General features: G+C 65.2%; 13 protein-coding genes. 7 read left to right on the top strand and 6 right to left on the bottom strand.

What is annotated here, in order from left to right:
* Window positions 1-462: 462 nt before the first annotated feature.
* From ACPPVR_RS29705 to ACPPVR_RS29715, 3 genes are read right to left on the bottom strand one after another with little or no spacing between them, the layout of a single operon-like run.
* Entirely contained in the window at window positions 463-2,145 is a 1,683-nt protein-coding gene (locus ACPPVR_RS29705) for a S8 family serine peptidase (protein ID WP_426610111.1), read from the bottom strand.
* Window positions 2,146-2,162: 17 nt separating this feature from the next.
* The gene (locus ACPPVR_RS29710; protein ID WP_426610112.1) at window positions 2,163-2,858 is read right to left on the bottom strand and encodes a hypothetical protein; all 696 of its coding nucleotides are present in this window, start codon (window positions 2,856-2,858) and stop codon (window positions 2,163-2,165) included.
* Window positions 2,855-3,424, bottom strand: a complete 570-nt coding sequence (locus ACPPVR_RS29715) for a sigma-70 family RNA polymerase sigma factor (RefSeq protein ID WP_426610113.1) — start codon at window positions 3,422-3,424, stop codon at window positions 2,855-2,857. The genes ACPPVR_RS29710 and ACPPVR_RS29715 overlap by 4 nt, the downstream gene beginning before the upstream one ends.
* A 443-nt stretch (window positions 3,425-3,867) precedes the next feature.
* Between ACPPVR_RS29715 and ACPPVR_RS29720 the strand changes: the two genes are divergently transcribed.
* Together ACPPVR_RS29720 and ACPPVR_RS29725 are read left to right on the top strand one after the other, a co-directional pair.
* On the top strand, window positions 3,868-5,025 hold the full coding sequence (locus ACPPVR_RS29720) for a GGDEF domain-containing protein (RefSeq protein WP_426610114.1): 1,158 nt from the start codon (window positions 3,868-3,870) through the stop codon (window positions 5,023-5,025).
* A 63-nt stretch (window positions 5,026-5,088) separates the two neighbouring features.
* On the top strand, window positions 5,089-6,192 hold the full coding sequence (locus tag ACPPVR_RS29725; RefSeq protein WP_426610115.1) for a DUF2336 domain-containing protein: 1,104 nt from the start codon (window positions 5,089-5,091) through the stop codon (window positions 6,190-6,192).
* A 10-nt stretch (window positions 6,193-6,202) separates the two neighbouring features.
* On the opposite strand, the gene ACPPVR_RS29730 is transcribed toward ACPPVR_RS29725, so the two are convergent.
* Entirely contained in the window at window positions 6,203-6,841 is a 639-nt protein-coding gene (locus ACPPVR_RS29730; protein WP_426610116.1) for an NrsF family protein, read from the bottom strand.
* Between the two features lie 2 nt (window positions 6,842-6,843).
* Entirely contained in the window at window positions 6,844-7,389 is a 546-nt protein-coding gene (locus tag ACPPVR_RS29735; RefSeq protein ID WP_426610117.1) for a sigma-70 family RNA polymerase sigma factor, read from the bottom strand.
* A 289-nt stretch (window positions 7,390-7,678) separates the two neighbouring features.
* Here ACPPVR_RS29735 and ACPPVR_RS29740 point away from each other — a divergent pair, with 289 nt between their 5' ends.
* A complete protein-coding gene (locus ACPPVR_RS29740) occupies window positions 7,679-8,356 on the top strand; it encodes a hypothetical protein (RefSeq protein ID WP_426610118.1) in 678 nt (225 codons plus the stop codon).
* Between the two features lie 133 nt (window positions 8,357-8,489).
* A complete protein-coding gene (locus ACPPVR_RS29745) occupies window positions 8,490-9,269 on the top strand; it encodes an enoyl-CoA hydratase (RefSeq protein ID WP_426610119.1) in 780 nt (259 codons plus the stop codon).
* 5 nt (window positions 9,270-9,274) lie between these two features.
* Here the strand turns inward: ACPPVR_RS29745 and ACPPVR_RS29750 are convergent, their stop codons facing one another.
* Window positions 9,275-11,134 (bottom strand): acetyl-CoA hydrolase/transferase C-terminal domain-containing protein, encoded by a 1,860-nt coding sequence (locus ACPPVR_RS29750; protein ID WP_426616207.1) that lies wholly within the window; start codon window positions 11,132-11,134, stop codon window positions 9,275-9,277.
* A 259-nt stretch (window positions 11,135-11,393) separates the two neighbouring features.
* Between ACPPVR_RS29750 and ACPPVR_RS29755 the strand changes: the two genes are divergently transcribed.
* From ACPPVR_RS29755 to ACPPVR_RS29765, 3 genes are read left to right on the top strand one after another with little or no spacing between them, the layout of a single operon-like run.
* Complete coding sequence (locus tag ACPPVR_RS29755; protein WP_426610120.1) at window positions 11,394-12,791, top strand: TolC family outer membrane protein; 1,398 nt, start codon at window positions 11,394-11,396, stop codon at window positions 12,789-12,791.
* Window positions 12,792-12,814: 23 nt separating this feature from the next.
* Window positions 12,815-13,372: a hypothetical protein gene (locus ACPPVR_RS29760; protein WP_426610121.1), complete on the top strand. Its 558-nt coding sequence runs from the start codon at window positions 12,815-12,817 to the stop codon at window positions 13,370-13,372.
* Between the two features lie 42 nt (window positions 13,373-13,414).
* A complete protein-coding gene (locus tag ACPPVR_RS29765) occupies window positions 13,415-14,326 on the top strand; it encodes an amidohydrolase family protein (RefSeq protein WP_426610122.1) in 912 nt (303 codons plus the stop codon).
* Window positions 14,327-14,328: the final 2 nt, after the last annotated feature.

The raw sequence follows: 14,328 nt of genomic DNA on the forward strand, positions 1-14,328 counted from the left end.
GAAAAATACGGACGCGGGGACGCAACGCACACGAATCAGTTGAAAAGCGATGTGAATATTTTGTGGAAAAGTTTTGACTTGTCCAGCAGCGACACGGCTTTGGTCATGAAATACCGTAGTCGTGCGGAGTTTCAAGGGATTTTCGAGTCAAGCTTCGCACAAGCATAGCGGGCTTGTGCCGCGTCGACCGACCGCCAGGGATGATCGCAGCCGCAATCTCCCAACCAGCGGTTTCGCACAACGCTTCAAGGAATCGGCCCCGAAAAGAAAAGACCCGTCCGGGGGGACAACCGGACGGGTCGAGCCATATGGGCGCTTGGGGTGGATGGGCGCTCGCGCCTAATATGACTGATGGGGAGGGATGACCGCTCCCACATATTTAGGTCGTTGGCAGCGGGCTGAACGTTCAACGCGGCGTTCGATTTTTTAACCTTTGGCCTGCGTGCAATCTTGTCGCAGCCGTTATCGCGTCGCCGGCCTATCCGCCTGAGAAACCGTGGATTTATCGTCCGTACTCGACAGCGAGGGTTGCTCGATTGCGCGGATGCCGGGATCGTCGCGACGCTTCTCGACATCTTCACGTTTAGTTGTACCGGACGCGGCCGCGACCGGCGTCGCGCTGTCGGCCGGAACAGCCATGACCGCGGCAAAAGCGTCGGCCTCGCCGTCGCCGAAAAGATCATCACGCCCGGGTGAACCGAGGTCGCGCGCGGTCTTGGCCAGCGTCAGACGCAGCGCTTCCGGCTTCAGCGCGTAGTTGCGCTCGAGGAGCAGCGCCGCGACGCCGGAGACATAAGCCGCCGAGAACGAGGTGCCCGACGTCATCTGGTATTTGCCGTCCGGCGCCGGCAGGAAGATGTCGACGCCGGGGGCGGCCAGCGCAATGTAATTGCCGCGGTTGGACGCCGTGAACAGCTTGTCCTGTTGGTCGGTCGCGCTGACCGCGATCACGTTGGGGTTGGCGGCGGGATAGAGCGGCGGCGATTTTGCGCCCGCATTGCCAGCGGCCGCGATCAGCACCAGGCCGCGCGCGGCGGTCGCCGCGATCGCGCGATCGATCACGGCGTCCTTCGGACCGGCAAAGCTCATATTGACGATCTGCGCGCCGTGCTCGGCGGCATAATTGAGCGAGCGCAGGATGATGTAGGACGAGCTCTCGGCGCCGCCCGTGGTGCCGCCGAAGGCGCGGATGGCGATGATGCGCGCTTCTGGCGCGCTGCCCATCAGCTTGGCATGCGCCACGATGGCTCCCGCAATGCCGGTGCCATGGACATGCGGGCCCTCGGTGCTGCCGAGCGCGTCGAAATTGTCGGCGATGGAGTTGGCGAGCTCGGGATGCTTGGCGTCGATGCCGGAATCGATCACAGCAACCGTGACATTGGCGCCGTGCGCCAGGGTGTGGGCCTGCGGCAGGCGCAGCTTTGCCAGCGCGTATTGCGCCGGATCGCCCTCGGTCGGCACCGACGATTTCTGGTCCTGGAGCACGTAGCGGAAGTTTTGCTGGACCGAGCGTACGCTGCCGTCGGCGGCGAATTCGCGCCGAACCGTCTCGGAGGAGCGACCGTCGGTGATGCGGAACAGGCCGATCGTGGCGCCGATCAGCGGGAAATTCTCGGATGAAATGCGCGCAAGACCGTGGCGGCGCGCGAGCTCGTCGGCTTCCGTCAGTGACAACGCGCTGTCGATCTCGGCCACGAATTCGTTGGCGAAGCTGCGCAGGTTTACGACGACCGGCGTGGTGTTGCGGCGTCCATTGCCGGCGCTTTTCTTGGCCGATTTACCGGAGCCGTCGCCACCCGCGTTCGGCTGCGCCAGGCACTCGCCGTCGGCATCGCGATAGGCCGCGGTGCAGGCCGGATAGAGGTTCGGCGAGTAGTGCGCATAGGGCAGCACCGAAGTCGGCGTCATCCGTGCCGAGACCCGTGCAGTGGTAATCGCGCGAGGACCGTGGTCGACACTGACGGCCCTGGCGGCGATACTCGGAGAAATGGTTGGCATGCGCGAAGGAAGGCTGATGGTGGGCGTGCGCATGATCGCCTGGGCATGGGCGACCTCGATACCGAGACAGGCGGCGAGCAGGAGCACGGCTCCGACCGACGAAGCATAGGCCCCGGCTCGCAACTTACTCTCGGACTTGCGCGTCATCGGTTTCAGCGGCGCGCTTAAGGCGCCGCCACGGCGAGGTTGACGAACTTCTCGCGCTGCATCTTGCCGAGCAGCGTGGCGAGCTCATCACGGCTCATCGCCTTGTCAAACTGGAGGCGGAACATGCCGCCCTTGGCATCGCCGATGATCGAGGCCTGGTAACTGTCGAGCAGCGACGTGATGTCGGCGACGCGCGCTTCGGGCGTGAAGCGCACCAGCGCCCGCGCCGGTGTGCCAGCGGCTCCGAGCTCACGCGTGATCGGCGCGCCGGTCGAGAGCGAGGCGGTTTCGAAGGTGGCGGTCTGGGTCTTCATCAGCACTGCGCCGATGATCCCGGCCTGGAGCAGCAGCGCAACGGCGCCAAGGCTGGCCGACCAGGCCAAGGTGCGCGGCGACAGGCTCGCGAAGAAGGTGGAGATACGCGCCGACAGCGGCAGCGAACCGGTCACCCGCGCCGGCTCGGCATCGATCGCGGCGAGCAGCTTCTGCATCGCGCGTGCCGAGGGAGCGCCCAGGCTCTCGTTTAAATGGATGGTCTCTTCGTACTCGCCGCGGATCGCCGCATATTGCCGGGCCAGGTCCGGATCGCTGGCGAGCGCTTCCTCGACGCGGCGGGCATCGCGCGCGTTCAGCGTGCCGGCAGCGTGCCAGGGCAGCAGCATCTCGATCTCACTGGGCTCTTGCTCCAGCATTTTCTTGCTCAATGCCATCATGGCCAGCCTCGCTCAATGCCGGCTGCCTTGAGCAGTTCGGCCAATTTCTTGCGCGCATAGAAGAGGCGCGTCTTCACAGTGTTCTCGGGAATGCCCACGATTTCGGCCACCTCTTCCACGGACTTCTCGTGGTAGTAGACGAGATCGACGATTTCCCGATGATCCGCCGAGAGGCCCGTCAGACACTCCCGCAACGCTTCACTGGTATCCTTCTTCTGCACCGCCGTTTCTGGATTGTCGGACGAATCCTCAATCGCATTGGCGGCTTCGTCGTCCAACTCAAAGTCCTTCCTGCGCCGAAGCGCAGACAGGGCCTTGAATCGGGTGATTGCCAGCAGCCAGGTAGAAACGGCGGATCGGCCCTCGAACTTGCCGGCTTGACGCCAGACGTCGAGAAACACCTCGCTGATGAGGTCTTCCGCCGCCTGCTCGTCCCGCACGAGCCTCAGCCCGAACCGATACACCCTGACATGATGCCGCCCGTACAGCACCTGCATGGCGAGCCGGTCGCCTTGGGCGATCCTGGCGATCAGGACCTCGTCCGTAGCCGCCTGTGTCACGCTCAAAGGCCGTCTCGCAAGGTTGGTCGGGGCGATGCGGCGGAGGGTTCGACGGGAGGGGCGAAATTCTTCAACCTACCGCAGTCATACGGGGATCTGTGTGACCTACCCCACATAAGTGCATTTTCCTTGTCCCACCCGCGGCAGCCGGCCGCTTCGCTCCAGAACGGTAACATAATACAGAAGCACTTTCCTGCGGAATGAGTGGGCCGGCACAGACGGCCCGATCGAGCCCGAGATCCTTAACACAACCCCGTGCATCATATGTCGCACGGCGCCGGCTTTGGTCCGAGATATCGCCCGCGATGCCTAACTGGCAGCAAAATTCCGCACCACTCGAGGCCCCCTCACCCGCGCAGCGTCCCCTGCAGGATTCGGTGCAAAAGGATACCAAACCTAAAGGCTTGCCACGTAGATTTTTTCGGCTGACATCCACCATTGGCGGGACCATGAGCGCGGCCGCGACGTCCTTTCCGGAGAGGAGTGCCGCTGAAGTCGCGGATCTCGTCCTCACATCCGAAGCGGCCGCGCCGGAGGTGCTGGCGCGCCGGGTCCGGCAGCGTCGCCAGATGTATGTCGGCCAGGTCGCGAGCTATTCGCTCGGCGCCTTCGTGCTGCTGCTCTACGCCTATGACGGCGCTGTTCACATGAACGTGCCCTCGCTGTTCTGGGTCGGCGGCCTCCTGATCATCGGCATCTTCGTCGTGATGTCGGAAGCCGGCGTCGGCGACAAGCACAGCGACCATTATCTCACGGTCTTCCAGATCTCGGCGCACATGGCGCTGCAATTCGTGTTCCTGGTGTCGGTGCCGACGATCGGTATCGCTTTCATCAGTGTGCTGTTCCTGATCTTCGCATTCGGCACGCTGCGCATGACCTCAGCCCAAGCGATGCTCACCTGGGCGATCGCGACCAGCGCGCTCGCGGCCGTGTTCCTCGCCTCCGACCTGCCGATCGGCATGCCCGTTGCGACGAGGCTGCAACGGACCACCTCGATGCTGTGTTTCGCGCTGGTGATCGGCCAGTGCGCTTTCCTCGGCCTGTTCGGCGCCACCCTGCGCAAGATCCTGTACCGGCGCAGCATCGAGCTGAAGGCCGCCTATCAGCGCATCGAGGAGCTCGCAGAGCTCGACGAGCTGACAGGCTCCTACAACCGTCGCTGCATCATGCGGCTTCTCGACGCCGAGATGGAAAAATCGCGGCAGGCGGCGGCGCTCTGCGCCATCGCGCTGATCGATCTCGACTGGTTCAAGCGCATCAACGACGCTCACGGCCATCCCGTCGGCGACGAGGTGCTGCGGACCTTCGCCATCACCATCTTTGCCAATATCCGCCCCGACGATCGTTTCGGCCGCTATGGCGGCGAGGAATTTCTGCTGCTGCTGCCCGGCACCGCAGGCGAGGCCGCATCGCGCATGCTCGATCGGCTGCGCGGCATCGTCGCGGAGCTCGACTGGAGCGCATTCTCGCCCGGCATGCTCGTGACCATTTCCGCCGGCGTCGTGACGCTGCGCGACAACGATACTGCCGACACGTTTCTCGCGCGCGCCGACCGCGCGCTCTATTCCGCCAAGGCGCAAGGGCGCAACCGCATTTCAACGAGCTGACCAATTCATTTGCAGCCGGCCGGGCTGAAGCCGCGACCCGACCAAACGCTCCAGGACAGGGCCATGAGAACCAAATCCGCCAAGACATCCGAGAACCTGCTTGACGAATTGCAGTCCGCGCTCTCGCACGGCACCGTTGCGCGCCGGGTCGAGACGCTGCGCCGCGTCACCGATCTCTTCGTCAACAACGCCGTGGATTATTCCGACGACCATATCCGGGTGTTCGACGACGTCTTCCAGTGCCTGATCGAGCAGATCGAGACCTCGGCGAAGGCGCTGCTCTCCGACCGGCTCGCGCCGATCGGAGCCGCGCCGCCCCAGATCATCCGCACGCTCGCGCTCGACGACGCCATCGAGGTCGCCGGCCCCGTGTTGACGAAGTCGGAGCGGCTGGACGATACGACCCTGATCGAGATCGCGCGCAGCAAGAGCCAGGCACATCTCAAGGCGATCTCGCTGCGGCGGGTGCTCTCGGAGGCGCTGACCGACGTGCTGGTGACGCGCGGCAACGAAGACGTCGTGCAGTCGACCGCCGCGAACCCGGGCGCACGGCTCTCCGAAGGAAGTCTCACCGACCTCGTCACCCGTGCCGAGCGTGACGACGAGCTCGCCACCTGCATCGGCCTGCGGCCCGACCTGCCGCGCCATCATTACCTGAAGCTGGTCGCGAAGGCCTCCTTGAGCGTGCGCAGGAAGCTGGAGGCGGCCCATCCGGACCTCGCCGACGAAGTGTCGCGCGTGGTCCAGGAGGCAGCCCAGCGGGTCCGCGCTGCTGCCATGACCAGGCAGACCGAAATGGCACGCGCGCTGGTGAAATCCCTGCACGACGACGGCCGTCTCAACGAATTCCAGGTCACGACGTTCGCCGAGCAGGGCAAGTTCGACGAAGCCAATGCAGGGCTCGCGGCGCTCGCCGGCGTCTCGGTCGAGACCGCCGAGAACATGATGATCGAGAGCCGTACCGAGGGCGTGATGATCCTTGCCAAGGTCGCCGGCATGCAATGGTCAAGCGTGCGTGCGATCATCGCCATGCGCGAAAAGCTCTCCGGCGGCTCGCAGACCGACATGCTGACCATGCGGGATACCTATGAAGCCCTGCGCGGCTCGACCGCCCAGCAAGTGCTGCGCTTCCAACGCATGCAGCAGGGCGCGACGCCGGCGGCGTGAGCCGGCGCAGCTAGTATCGCAAGACTTTTGAGCCGACCGCAGCCCCGATCGCGGTCACGACAGCAGTCGCGATCGTGTACCAGGTCGCGACGAACAGCGGCGAATCGTCGGTGCAGTGCGAGGCATAGAGCGTCGCGGCCAGCCCGGCCGACAACAGGCCGGCAAGCGCACCGGCAAGCGCAGGCCGCGACGGCGCGCCGTGGCGCAGGCCGAACAATGCGCCCGCGAGCAGCGGCAGCGACATCGCAGGGATTGCCAACATGCACCATCGCGAGTTCTTGCCGACGAGCCGCATCGTCATCGGCATGGCCGGCGCCATCATCGCTTCGCTGCCGATCGCGACCGCAAGCAGCCCGACCGGGAGCAGCAGCAGCCAGCCCCAACCGCGCATCAAGGCTTCGGGCCGCGACAGATGCAGGCTGACGATGATCGCGGGAATCGCGAGCGACAGCGTGACCGCGAACTTCATGTCGAAGAACGGATTGTGCATGGCGGTCATCACATCCGGCCGCACGCCGAGGAACGTCGCGAACATCAGGATCGACAAGGGCGCGGCCACCAGAAGTCCCATGGTCAGCACGACGCCGACACGCGGGCCGCGATGGGCGTTGTCCGCAGCAAGCGTGCGAATGAGTTGATCGGTATCCATGACTAGTGGTCCCGTAGTTTGGCAGTGAGGGCCGCAAGGCCCCGATGCAGCGCGACCCGCACCGCACCTTCGCTCATCGAAAACTTCGTCGCCGTATCCTTGATCGAGCTGCTGTCGACCGCGATCGACTGCAACACGTCGCGCTGGCGTTGCGGCAGGGTGTTGAGCTGTGCCGTGACCTCGCCTGTCGAGGCCGTCTCCTGAGGCGTCTCGCCCGGCAGCGTCTCGGCGAAATCGTCGATGTTGACGAAGACGCGCCGGCCGCGCCGCCTGAGCGCATCGATCAGCTTGTTGCGGCCGATCGCGAACAGCCAGGGGGCGAAGGGCGCTTCGCTGTCCCAGGTGTGCCGCTTCAGATGCACCGCCAACAAAATCTCCTGCACGATATCCTCGGCTTGATCGGGAGGCTGCCCGGCGCGTGCCAGACCGCGCCTCGCGGCAGCGCGCAGCACCGGCGTGACCGCCTTCAACAGGCGATGATACGCCGCATCATCGCCCGCCATGGCCGACCGCATCAGGCCGGTCCACTCGTCCTCACGTCCGCGCACGCGCGCCCTCACAATGCAATTCGGCCGCTCTTTCAGTTTGTTACACCGGCATCTGCGCGATCACGAAGTTGTGATCGACGCAAAGCCCGGCGTCCCATGCGGCCGCCAAAACCCGCGAGGGCTCATAACACCGATCGGTCCGTCCTGCACCGGGGCTGCCCGGCGGCGCCGACCAGTTTGCCCCGGTTTTGCCCGGTCTGGCCCGAAGATTCCCATTTTTTGCCCCGTTGTCGTCATGGGCCGGGGTCTCTGTTCGCGCCCGGGACGGGCGAATTGGGGAGATGTCAACATGATGAAAGCCAGCGCACGCGCGGCATTGATCGTTCTAACCGGACTTTTGCTGCTATTCGGAGCCGCGGCGCAGGCCGTGCCGAGCTCCAGCACAAGCTCGAAACCGGACGGCGTGAGCAACAAACAGGCCGACACGGTCAGTCCGAGCAAGCAGCGACGCCACACCTCTCACCGCCACATCAGCAGCAAGACGGCGCAGAAATCCGACGACAAGACCGACAAGAAGGACACCGCGCCGCAGGCCGACGAGGCCAAGGCAGGCAAAGAGGCCGGCAATGACGCCCCGGCCTCGAGCCAGATGCCGCGGGACGTCGCCAATGCCCACGCGCAGTTCGCCGCCGCCGACACGCCGACTGCGGCCGCAGCCTCCGCGATGACGGGCCGGGCCAACGACAATGTGCAGGCAGCGGCCGATAATACCGCCGCCCCTGGTGCCGAGAGCCAGGTCGTCCCACCCGACCAGCTCAACGACCTCGACCGCGCCCTGCAACAGGACAACCCGCCGGCGCAGAAGGCGGTGGTAGCCGCAACCGACGCGCAGCCGCGTCCGGCGCCGGTGATGGCAAGCAGCCAGCCGAACACGGCCTGGGACCAGAGTTCCCTGATCGGCAAGATCTTCATCGGCGTGGGTACGCTGCTGACGCTGGCCTCCGCAGCACGCATGTTCATGGCCTAATTCTTGACCTAGTTCATGACCTGGTTCTTGGCCTGACGAACTCCGGGGCGCATATCTCCTCGCGCCCCGGCCCCCTTGAAGCCCACCGCGCCAGCGGGCAAATTGCCCGCCCAATCAAAAGCGTGGGTGGAGCATGAGCACGTTCGAACACATCATCGTCGAAAGCAAAGGCGCGGTCGGCATCATCAAGCTGAACCGGCCGAAGCTGCTCAACGCGCTCTCCTTCGGCGTCTTCCGCGAGATTGCCGCGGCCGTCGACGATCTCGAGGCCGATGACGCCATCGGCTGCATCGTCGTGACCGGCAGCGAGAAGGCCTTTGCTGCCGGCGCCGACATCAAGGAGATGCAGCCGAAGGGCTTCATCGACATGTTCTCCGAGGATTTTGCCGCGATCGGTGGCGACCGCGTCGCGCGGTGCCGCAAGCCGACTATCGCCGCGGTTTCTGGTTATGCGCTCGGCGGCGGCTGCGAGCTCGCCATGATGTGCGATGTCATCATCGCCGCTGACACCGCCAAATTCGGCCAGCCCGAGATCACGCTCGGCACCATCCCCGGCATCGGCGGCACCCAGCGGCTGACCCGCGCGATCGGCAAGTCGAAGGCGATGGACCTTTGCCTCACCGGCCGCATGATGGACGCGGCCGAAGCCGAACGCTCGGGCCTTGTCAGCCGTATCGTGCCGGCCGACAAGTTGATGGACGAGGTGATGGCGGCAGCCGAGAAGATCGCAGCGATGTCGCGGCCTGCGGTCGCGATGGCCAAGGAAGCCGTGAACCGGGCCTTCGAGACCACGCTCGCCGAGGGCATGAGCGTCGAGCGCAACCTGTTTCACTCGACCTTCGCACTTGAAGACCGATCCGAGGGCATGGCCGCGTTCATCGAGAAGCGCAAGCCGGTGAACAAGAACCGCTAAGGCGGCTAAGCAGCGCGGCTCTGCGCCAAGGCCGCGCTGACGAGCGCGCGATAGCCGCGCTCTGGCCAGGTTTTTGGGCGATCGAGACCGAGCCGTGCGAGACACGATTCGTCCGCCGGGTCCGGCTTTCGCATCAGCCCCTGCCACAGCAAACCCGCGAGCGCCCGCGGCGAGCGTTGCGCGCTTCGCAGGATCTCCAGCGCCGGGATGAGGCGCTGTTCCACGTCGGTGAAATCGCAGCCGAATGGAAACGATGGCAATAGCCCGGCGTCGCGTGCGGGCTTGAGCGCAGTCGCGATCCGTTCCGGATGGTTTTCGCGGTGGACCGCCGGTATCTCATAGCTGCGCGGCAATTTGCCGGCGTCCTTCGCGACCCGCGCCAATTCGTCCTGGAAGCGTGAATCCGCGAGCGCCAGCATGCCCGCGATGACGTCGGCATCCGACTTTCCCCTGAGATCGGCAACACCGTACTCGGTGACGAAGACATCGCGCAGATGCCGCGGAATGGTCTCATGCCCGTAGTGCCAGAGGATGTTGGATTTCAGCGCGCGGCCGGCTTGCCGCGTCGCCTCGAGCGTCAGCACCGAGCGCGCGCCATTGAGCGCAAAGGCCTGCGCCACAAAATTGTACTGCCCGCCGACGCCGCTCACGACCTCGCCGTCATCGAGGCCGTCGGAGACGGCCGCGCCCAGCAGCGTCGCCATCATCGTATTGTTGATGAAGCGTGCGTCGATGCGGGCGCGGCGCTTCTGATCCTCTTCGCCATAGAGCTCGTTGGTGAACGACACCGGCATCATCTGGATGCGTGCGATCTGGTCCGGCGGCATCTCGCGCAATGCGCGATAGAACGATTTCGGGCCGAGAAAGAAAGCGCCATGCAGCACGACACCGTCGACAGCGCGCTTGAGAATATCGGCATCGATCAACCCGATGAACGCCTCGGTCAGCATTTCGCTGACGCCATAGAGGCCGGTCTCAAAGGCGCCGGCTTCCTGCGCGACAGCCGGCCGCGCCGGTGACAGCCGTGTGACGACGTCGTGAAAAGCGCCGTTGTCGCGATGGCGCAGGATCAGTCCCTGCGCGAGCGCATCACCGATCTGCCCGATGCCGATCTGAAGCGTGCCACCATCGCGGACCAGCGATGCCGCATTCAGGCCGATGGCGTATTTGGCATCGGAGATCGGCTCCGACGGGGGCGCAAACAGAGGAAAGTCGGTCGCCGCACTCTCCAGAACGGCGCTGAATTCCTCGGCTGGAAGATCACCCGCGCCAGGCATGAACGGCAGCTCGGAATTCACTTGGGCGATCAGCTTGAACGACGCACGTCCGGCGCGGCGCTCGCGCAGCACGTCCAGCGTCGTGTCGGTGTTGCAGGACAGGCTGTAGCGCGGCACGCCGTCAACGACGCGCTTGGCCACCAATTGCGTCACCACGTTGAGCCCGCGTGCCAGCAGATAGCCGGCTGCATGGGTATAGTTGGCCGAGATGTAATTCTGCTGCGCGGCGGCCACGTGCAGCCAGCGTCCGGCAAGAAAGAAAAATTCGATGACGTTGATGTTGGGTGGCAGGCGATTTTCGCGCAGCGCGTCGGCATAGGCCAGATCGGGATAGCCGCCGAACAGGCGGTCGATCACTGGCGTGATGAACCGATGCTCGATCAGCCCCTTCGGTCTCGGCTTTTCCAATGTCAGCGCCGAGAGCAATGTCAGCTTGATGTAAGGATCGGCGCAGGCCCGCCCATAGAGAGCGTTGACTACGTGGTTGGCCTTGCCGAGGCCGAGCGGCAGACCGACCACCAGATCGGTTCCGACGTCGCGAATGATCTCCTCCGCGAGCGCATCGGGGTCGGAGAAGAGTTTCGGCATCATCCGTGGGGTCCGGACCGCATGACAAAGGCGCCTGACGGAATTGGCAGGCGACGCGGGTCCCCTATAGCGCATTCGGGGTGGGATTGGTGTGTGACGCACCTGCAACAAGCATGGAATTCATGGGGGTTTCCTCCACGGCAGTTTGCCTGTGGGACCGCCGCTGGTTAAACAGGTAAGAGGCCGCCGTCGGCGGAGGCGGACAGCCGGGGTTTTGCGGGATTACATGATTGGGCGTACCGCCAGAGCTGGTCGCGTGATGACGCGGCATCGATCGGGCGTGGGTCCTGTCCTGGCGACATGGACCGCGCTGGCGCTGTCTTGCGCCCTGCCCGCCGCTGCCTGGGCGGAGGCCCTGCCCGAGGCGCTGGTCAAGGCCTACCAGACCAACCCGCAGCTCAATGCCGAGCGCGCGCGGCAGCGCGCCACCGACGAGAACGTGCCACAGGCGCTCGCCGGCTACCGGCCGCAGATCGTGGCAAGCCTCAGCGCCGGCCTGCAAGCGGTTCGCAACCTGCTGCCCGACAATACCATCCAGACCGCAAGCCTGAAGCCGTGGATCATCGGCGTTACCGTGACGCAGACCCTGTTCAACGGGTTTCGCACCGCCAACAGCGTGCGAGTCGCGGAACTTCAGGTGCAGTCGGGCCGCGAGGCGCTGCGCAATGTCGGCCAGGGCGTGCTGCTCGACGCCGTCACCGCCTACACCAACGTCCTGGCTAACCAATCGCTGGTCGACGCCCAGCGCTCCAACGTCGCCTTCCTGCGCGAGACGCTGTCCGTCACCCAGCGCCGCCTTAACGCCGGCGACGTCACCCCGACCGATACCGCCCAGGCCGAGGCGCGCCTCAGCCGCGGCCTTTCCGACCTGAATGCTGCTGAAGTCGCATTTGCGGTGAGCCAGGCCACCTACGCCCAGGTGATCGGCAGTCCGCCCTCGGCGCTTCGCCCGGCCGAAGTGGTCGATCGCTATCTTCCCAAGAGCCGCGAAGACTCGATGACGATGGCGATCCGCGAGCATCCGGCCGTGATGGCCGCAGGCTTCGACGTCGACGTCGCCTCCACCAATATCCGCGTTGCCGAAGGCGCGCTGCTGCCAAGCGCCAGCGTCCAGGGCAGCGCCAGCCGCAGCCGAGACAACGACCCGTCGCTTAGCACCTTCGCCACCGACCAGGCCTCGATCGTCGCCAACGTCACCGTTCCGATCTATGACGGCGGCCAGGCCGCCTCGCAAACCCGGCAGGCCAAGGAAGTCACGGCGCAAAGCCGGCTGGTGCTCGACCAGGTGCGCAATCAGGCGCGAACGGCGGCGACCAGCGCCTGGGTTGCCAATGAGGGCGCCAAGATTGCGGTCTCGGCTTCGGAGTCCGAAGTGAAGGCAGCAACCGTCGCGCTCCAGGGCGTACAGCGCGAAGCCGCCGGCGGACAGCGCACGACGGTCGACGTGCTGAACTCGCAGGCCGACCTGATCCAGGCCAAGGCCCGCCTGATCGGCGCGCTGCGCGACCGCGTCATCGCCTCCTACACGCTGCTCAGCGCCGTGGGCCATCTCGACGTCAAGACGCTGAGCCTGAGCACGCCGGACTATCTGCCCGAGGTGCACTACCAGCAGGTCCGCGACGCCTGGCACGGGTTGCGCACGCCGTCCGGGCAGTAGTTTCAAATCTTTTGGCTGTGCCGATGAAGAGCCTCCGCATTCATTTGATGGGCGCGTCGGGCTCGGGAGTGACGACGCTTGGCCGTGCGCTAGCGGACCGGCTTGCGCTTCCACATCACGATAGCGACGATTATTTCTGGCTGCCGACGGTGCCGCCCTACCAGACGACGCGCCCTGCCGCCGAGCGTCTGCGCCTGATGCGCGAAATGTTCTTGCCGCGACTCGATTGGGTGCTGAGCGGATCCGTCGAGGGCTGGGGCGACCAGCTCGTCCCGTTGTTCGATCTCGTCGTCTTCGTGACCACGTCGCGCGAGCTTCGCATGCAGCGCCTGCGTGCCCGCGAGGCTGCGCATTTCGGCACCGATGCCGTCGCGCCGGGCGGCTGGCGCCATGATGAGACTGAGTCGTTCGTCGAATGGGCCTCGCACTACGACGCCGGCGATCGCGAAGGTCGCACTCTCGCAAAACATGAGGCGTGGGTCGCCGACCTGCCCTGTCCGGTTGTGCGCGTTGACGGCGCGCGGCCGGTTGCGGAACTCATCGAACAGCTATGCACCGACGTGGCTCGACCGCCTGGCTGATGTGGTATCGTTCCGCGCGCCTTCCTTGCCGCCGGAGTAGCCATGACCAACAAAGCCCACGCCAGGGCGTCGCAGCCCGCGACGCCGGTCGATTTCGACGTCCCGCTACACGCCTGCGACTGTCACACCCATATCCACGGCGATGTCGAAAAGTTTCCGTTCTTCGCGGGCCGCGTTTACACGCCAGAGCCGGCAAGCCCTGAAGAGATGGCCGCGCTGCACAAGGCGCTGCACGTCGAGCGCGTGGTGATCGTCACCCCGAGCGTCTATGGCACCGACAATTCCTCCACCTTGTTCGGCATGAAGGCGCGCGGCGCGACCGCACGCGGGGTGGCCGTGATCGACGAGAAGACGACGGAAGCCCAGCTCGATACGATGCAGCAGGACGGTTTTCGCGGGATCCGCATCAATCTTGCGACCGGCGGCGTCAGCGATCCCAATGTTGGTCGTGCCCGCTTCAACGCGGCCGTCGAGCGCATGAAGGCGCGCGGCTGGCACTTGCAGCTCTACACCACGCTGCCGATGATCACAGCGATCAGGGATCTCGTGCTGGCGTCACCCGTGCCCGCCGTGTTCGACCATTTCGGCGGCCTCGAGGCATCGCTCGGGCTGGAGCAGCCGGGATTTGCGGACCTGATCGCGCTGGTCAAGTCCGGCAAGGCCTATGTCAAGATCTCCGGCGCCTATCGTTCGTCAACGCTCGCGCCCGACTATCAGGACATGGTGCCCTATGCCCGCGCGCTGATCGCGGCGAACCCAGACCGCATCGTCTGGGGCACCGACTGGCCGCATCCGGACTCGAGCCATGTCGAGGGACGGAAAGCCACCGACATCGCGCCGTTCCACCCGATCGACGACGGTCGCCTGCTCAACGAGCTTCCGGCGTGGGCGCCGGATGCGGATGTGCGCAAAAAGATCCTGGTCGATAATCCTGCGCGACTCTACGGCTTCTGAGA

Source organism: Bradyrhizobium sp. McL0616 (assembly GCF_049993385.1).
Classification (GTDB): Bacteria; Pseudomonadota; Alphaproteobacteria; order Rhizobiales; family Xanthobacteraceae; genus Bradyrhizobium.

Coding starts and splice junctions, on each gene's coding strand:
- ACPPVR_RS29755 (WP_426610120.1), top strand. CDS start 11,394: ATGACGCGGCATCGATCGGGCGTGGGTCCTGTCCTGGCGACATGGACC.
- ACPPVR_RS29745 (WP_426610119.1), top strand. CDS start 8,490: ATGAGCACGTTCGAACACATCATCGTCGAAAGCAAAGGCGCGGTCGGC.
- ACPPVR_RS29730 (WP_426610116.1), bottom strand. CDS start 6,841: ATGGATACCGATCAACTCATTCGCACGCTTGCTGCGGACAACGCCCAT.
- ACPPVR_RS29740 (WP_426610118.1), top strand. CDS start 7,679: ATGATGAAAGCCAGCGCACGCGCGGCATTGATCGTTCTAACCGGACTT.
- ACPPVR_RS29725 (WP_426610115.1), top strand. CDS start 5,089: ATGAGAACCAAATCCGCCAAGACATCCGAGAACCTGCTTGACGAATTG.
- ACPPVR_RS29710 (WP_426610112.1), bottom strand. CDS start 2,858: ATGATGGCATTGAGCAAGAAAATGCTGGAGCAAGAGCCCAGTGAGATC.
- ACPPVR_RS29760 (WP_426610121.1), top strand. CDS start 12,815: ATGAAGAGCCTCCGCATTCATTTGATGGGCGCGTCGGGCTCGGGAGTG.
- ACPPVR_RS29750 (WP_426616207.1), bottom strand. CDS start 11,134: ATGCCGAAACTCTTCTCCGACCCCGATGCGCTCGCGGAGGAGATCATT.
- ACPPVR_RS29720 (WP_426610114.1), top strand. CDS start 3,868: ATGAGCGCGGCCGCGACGTCCTTTCCGGAGAGGAGTGCCGCTGAAGTC.
- ACPPVR_RS29705 (WP_426610111.1), bottom strand. CDS start 2,145: ATGACGCGCAAGTCCGAGAGTAAGTTGCGAGCCGGGGCCTATGCTTCG.
- ACPPVR_RS29765 (WP_426610122.1), top strand. CDS start 13,415: ATGACCAACAAAGCCCACGCCAGGGCGTCGCAGCCCGCGACGCCGGTC.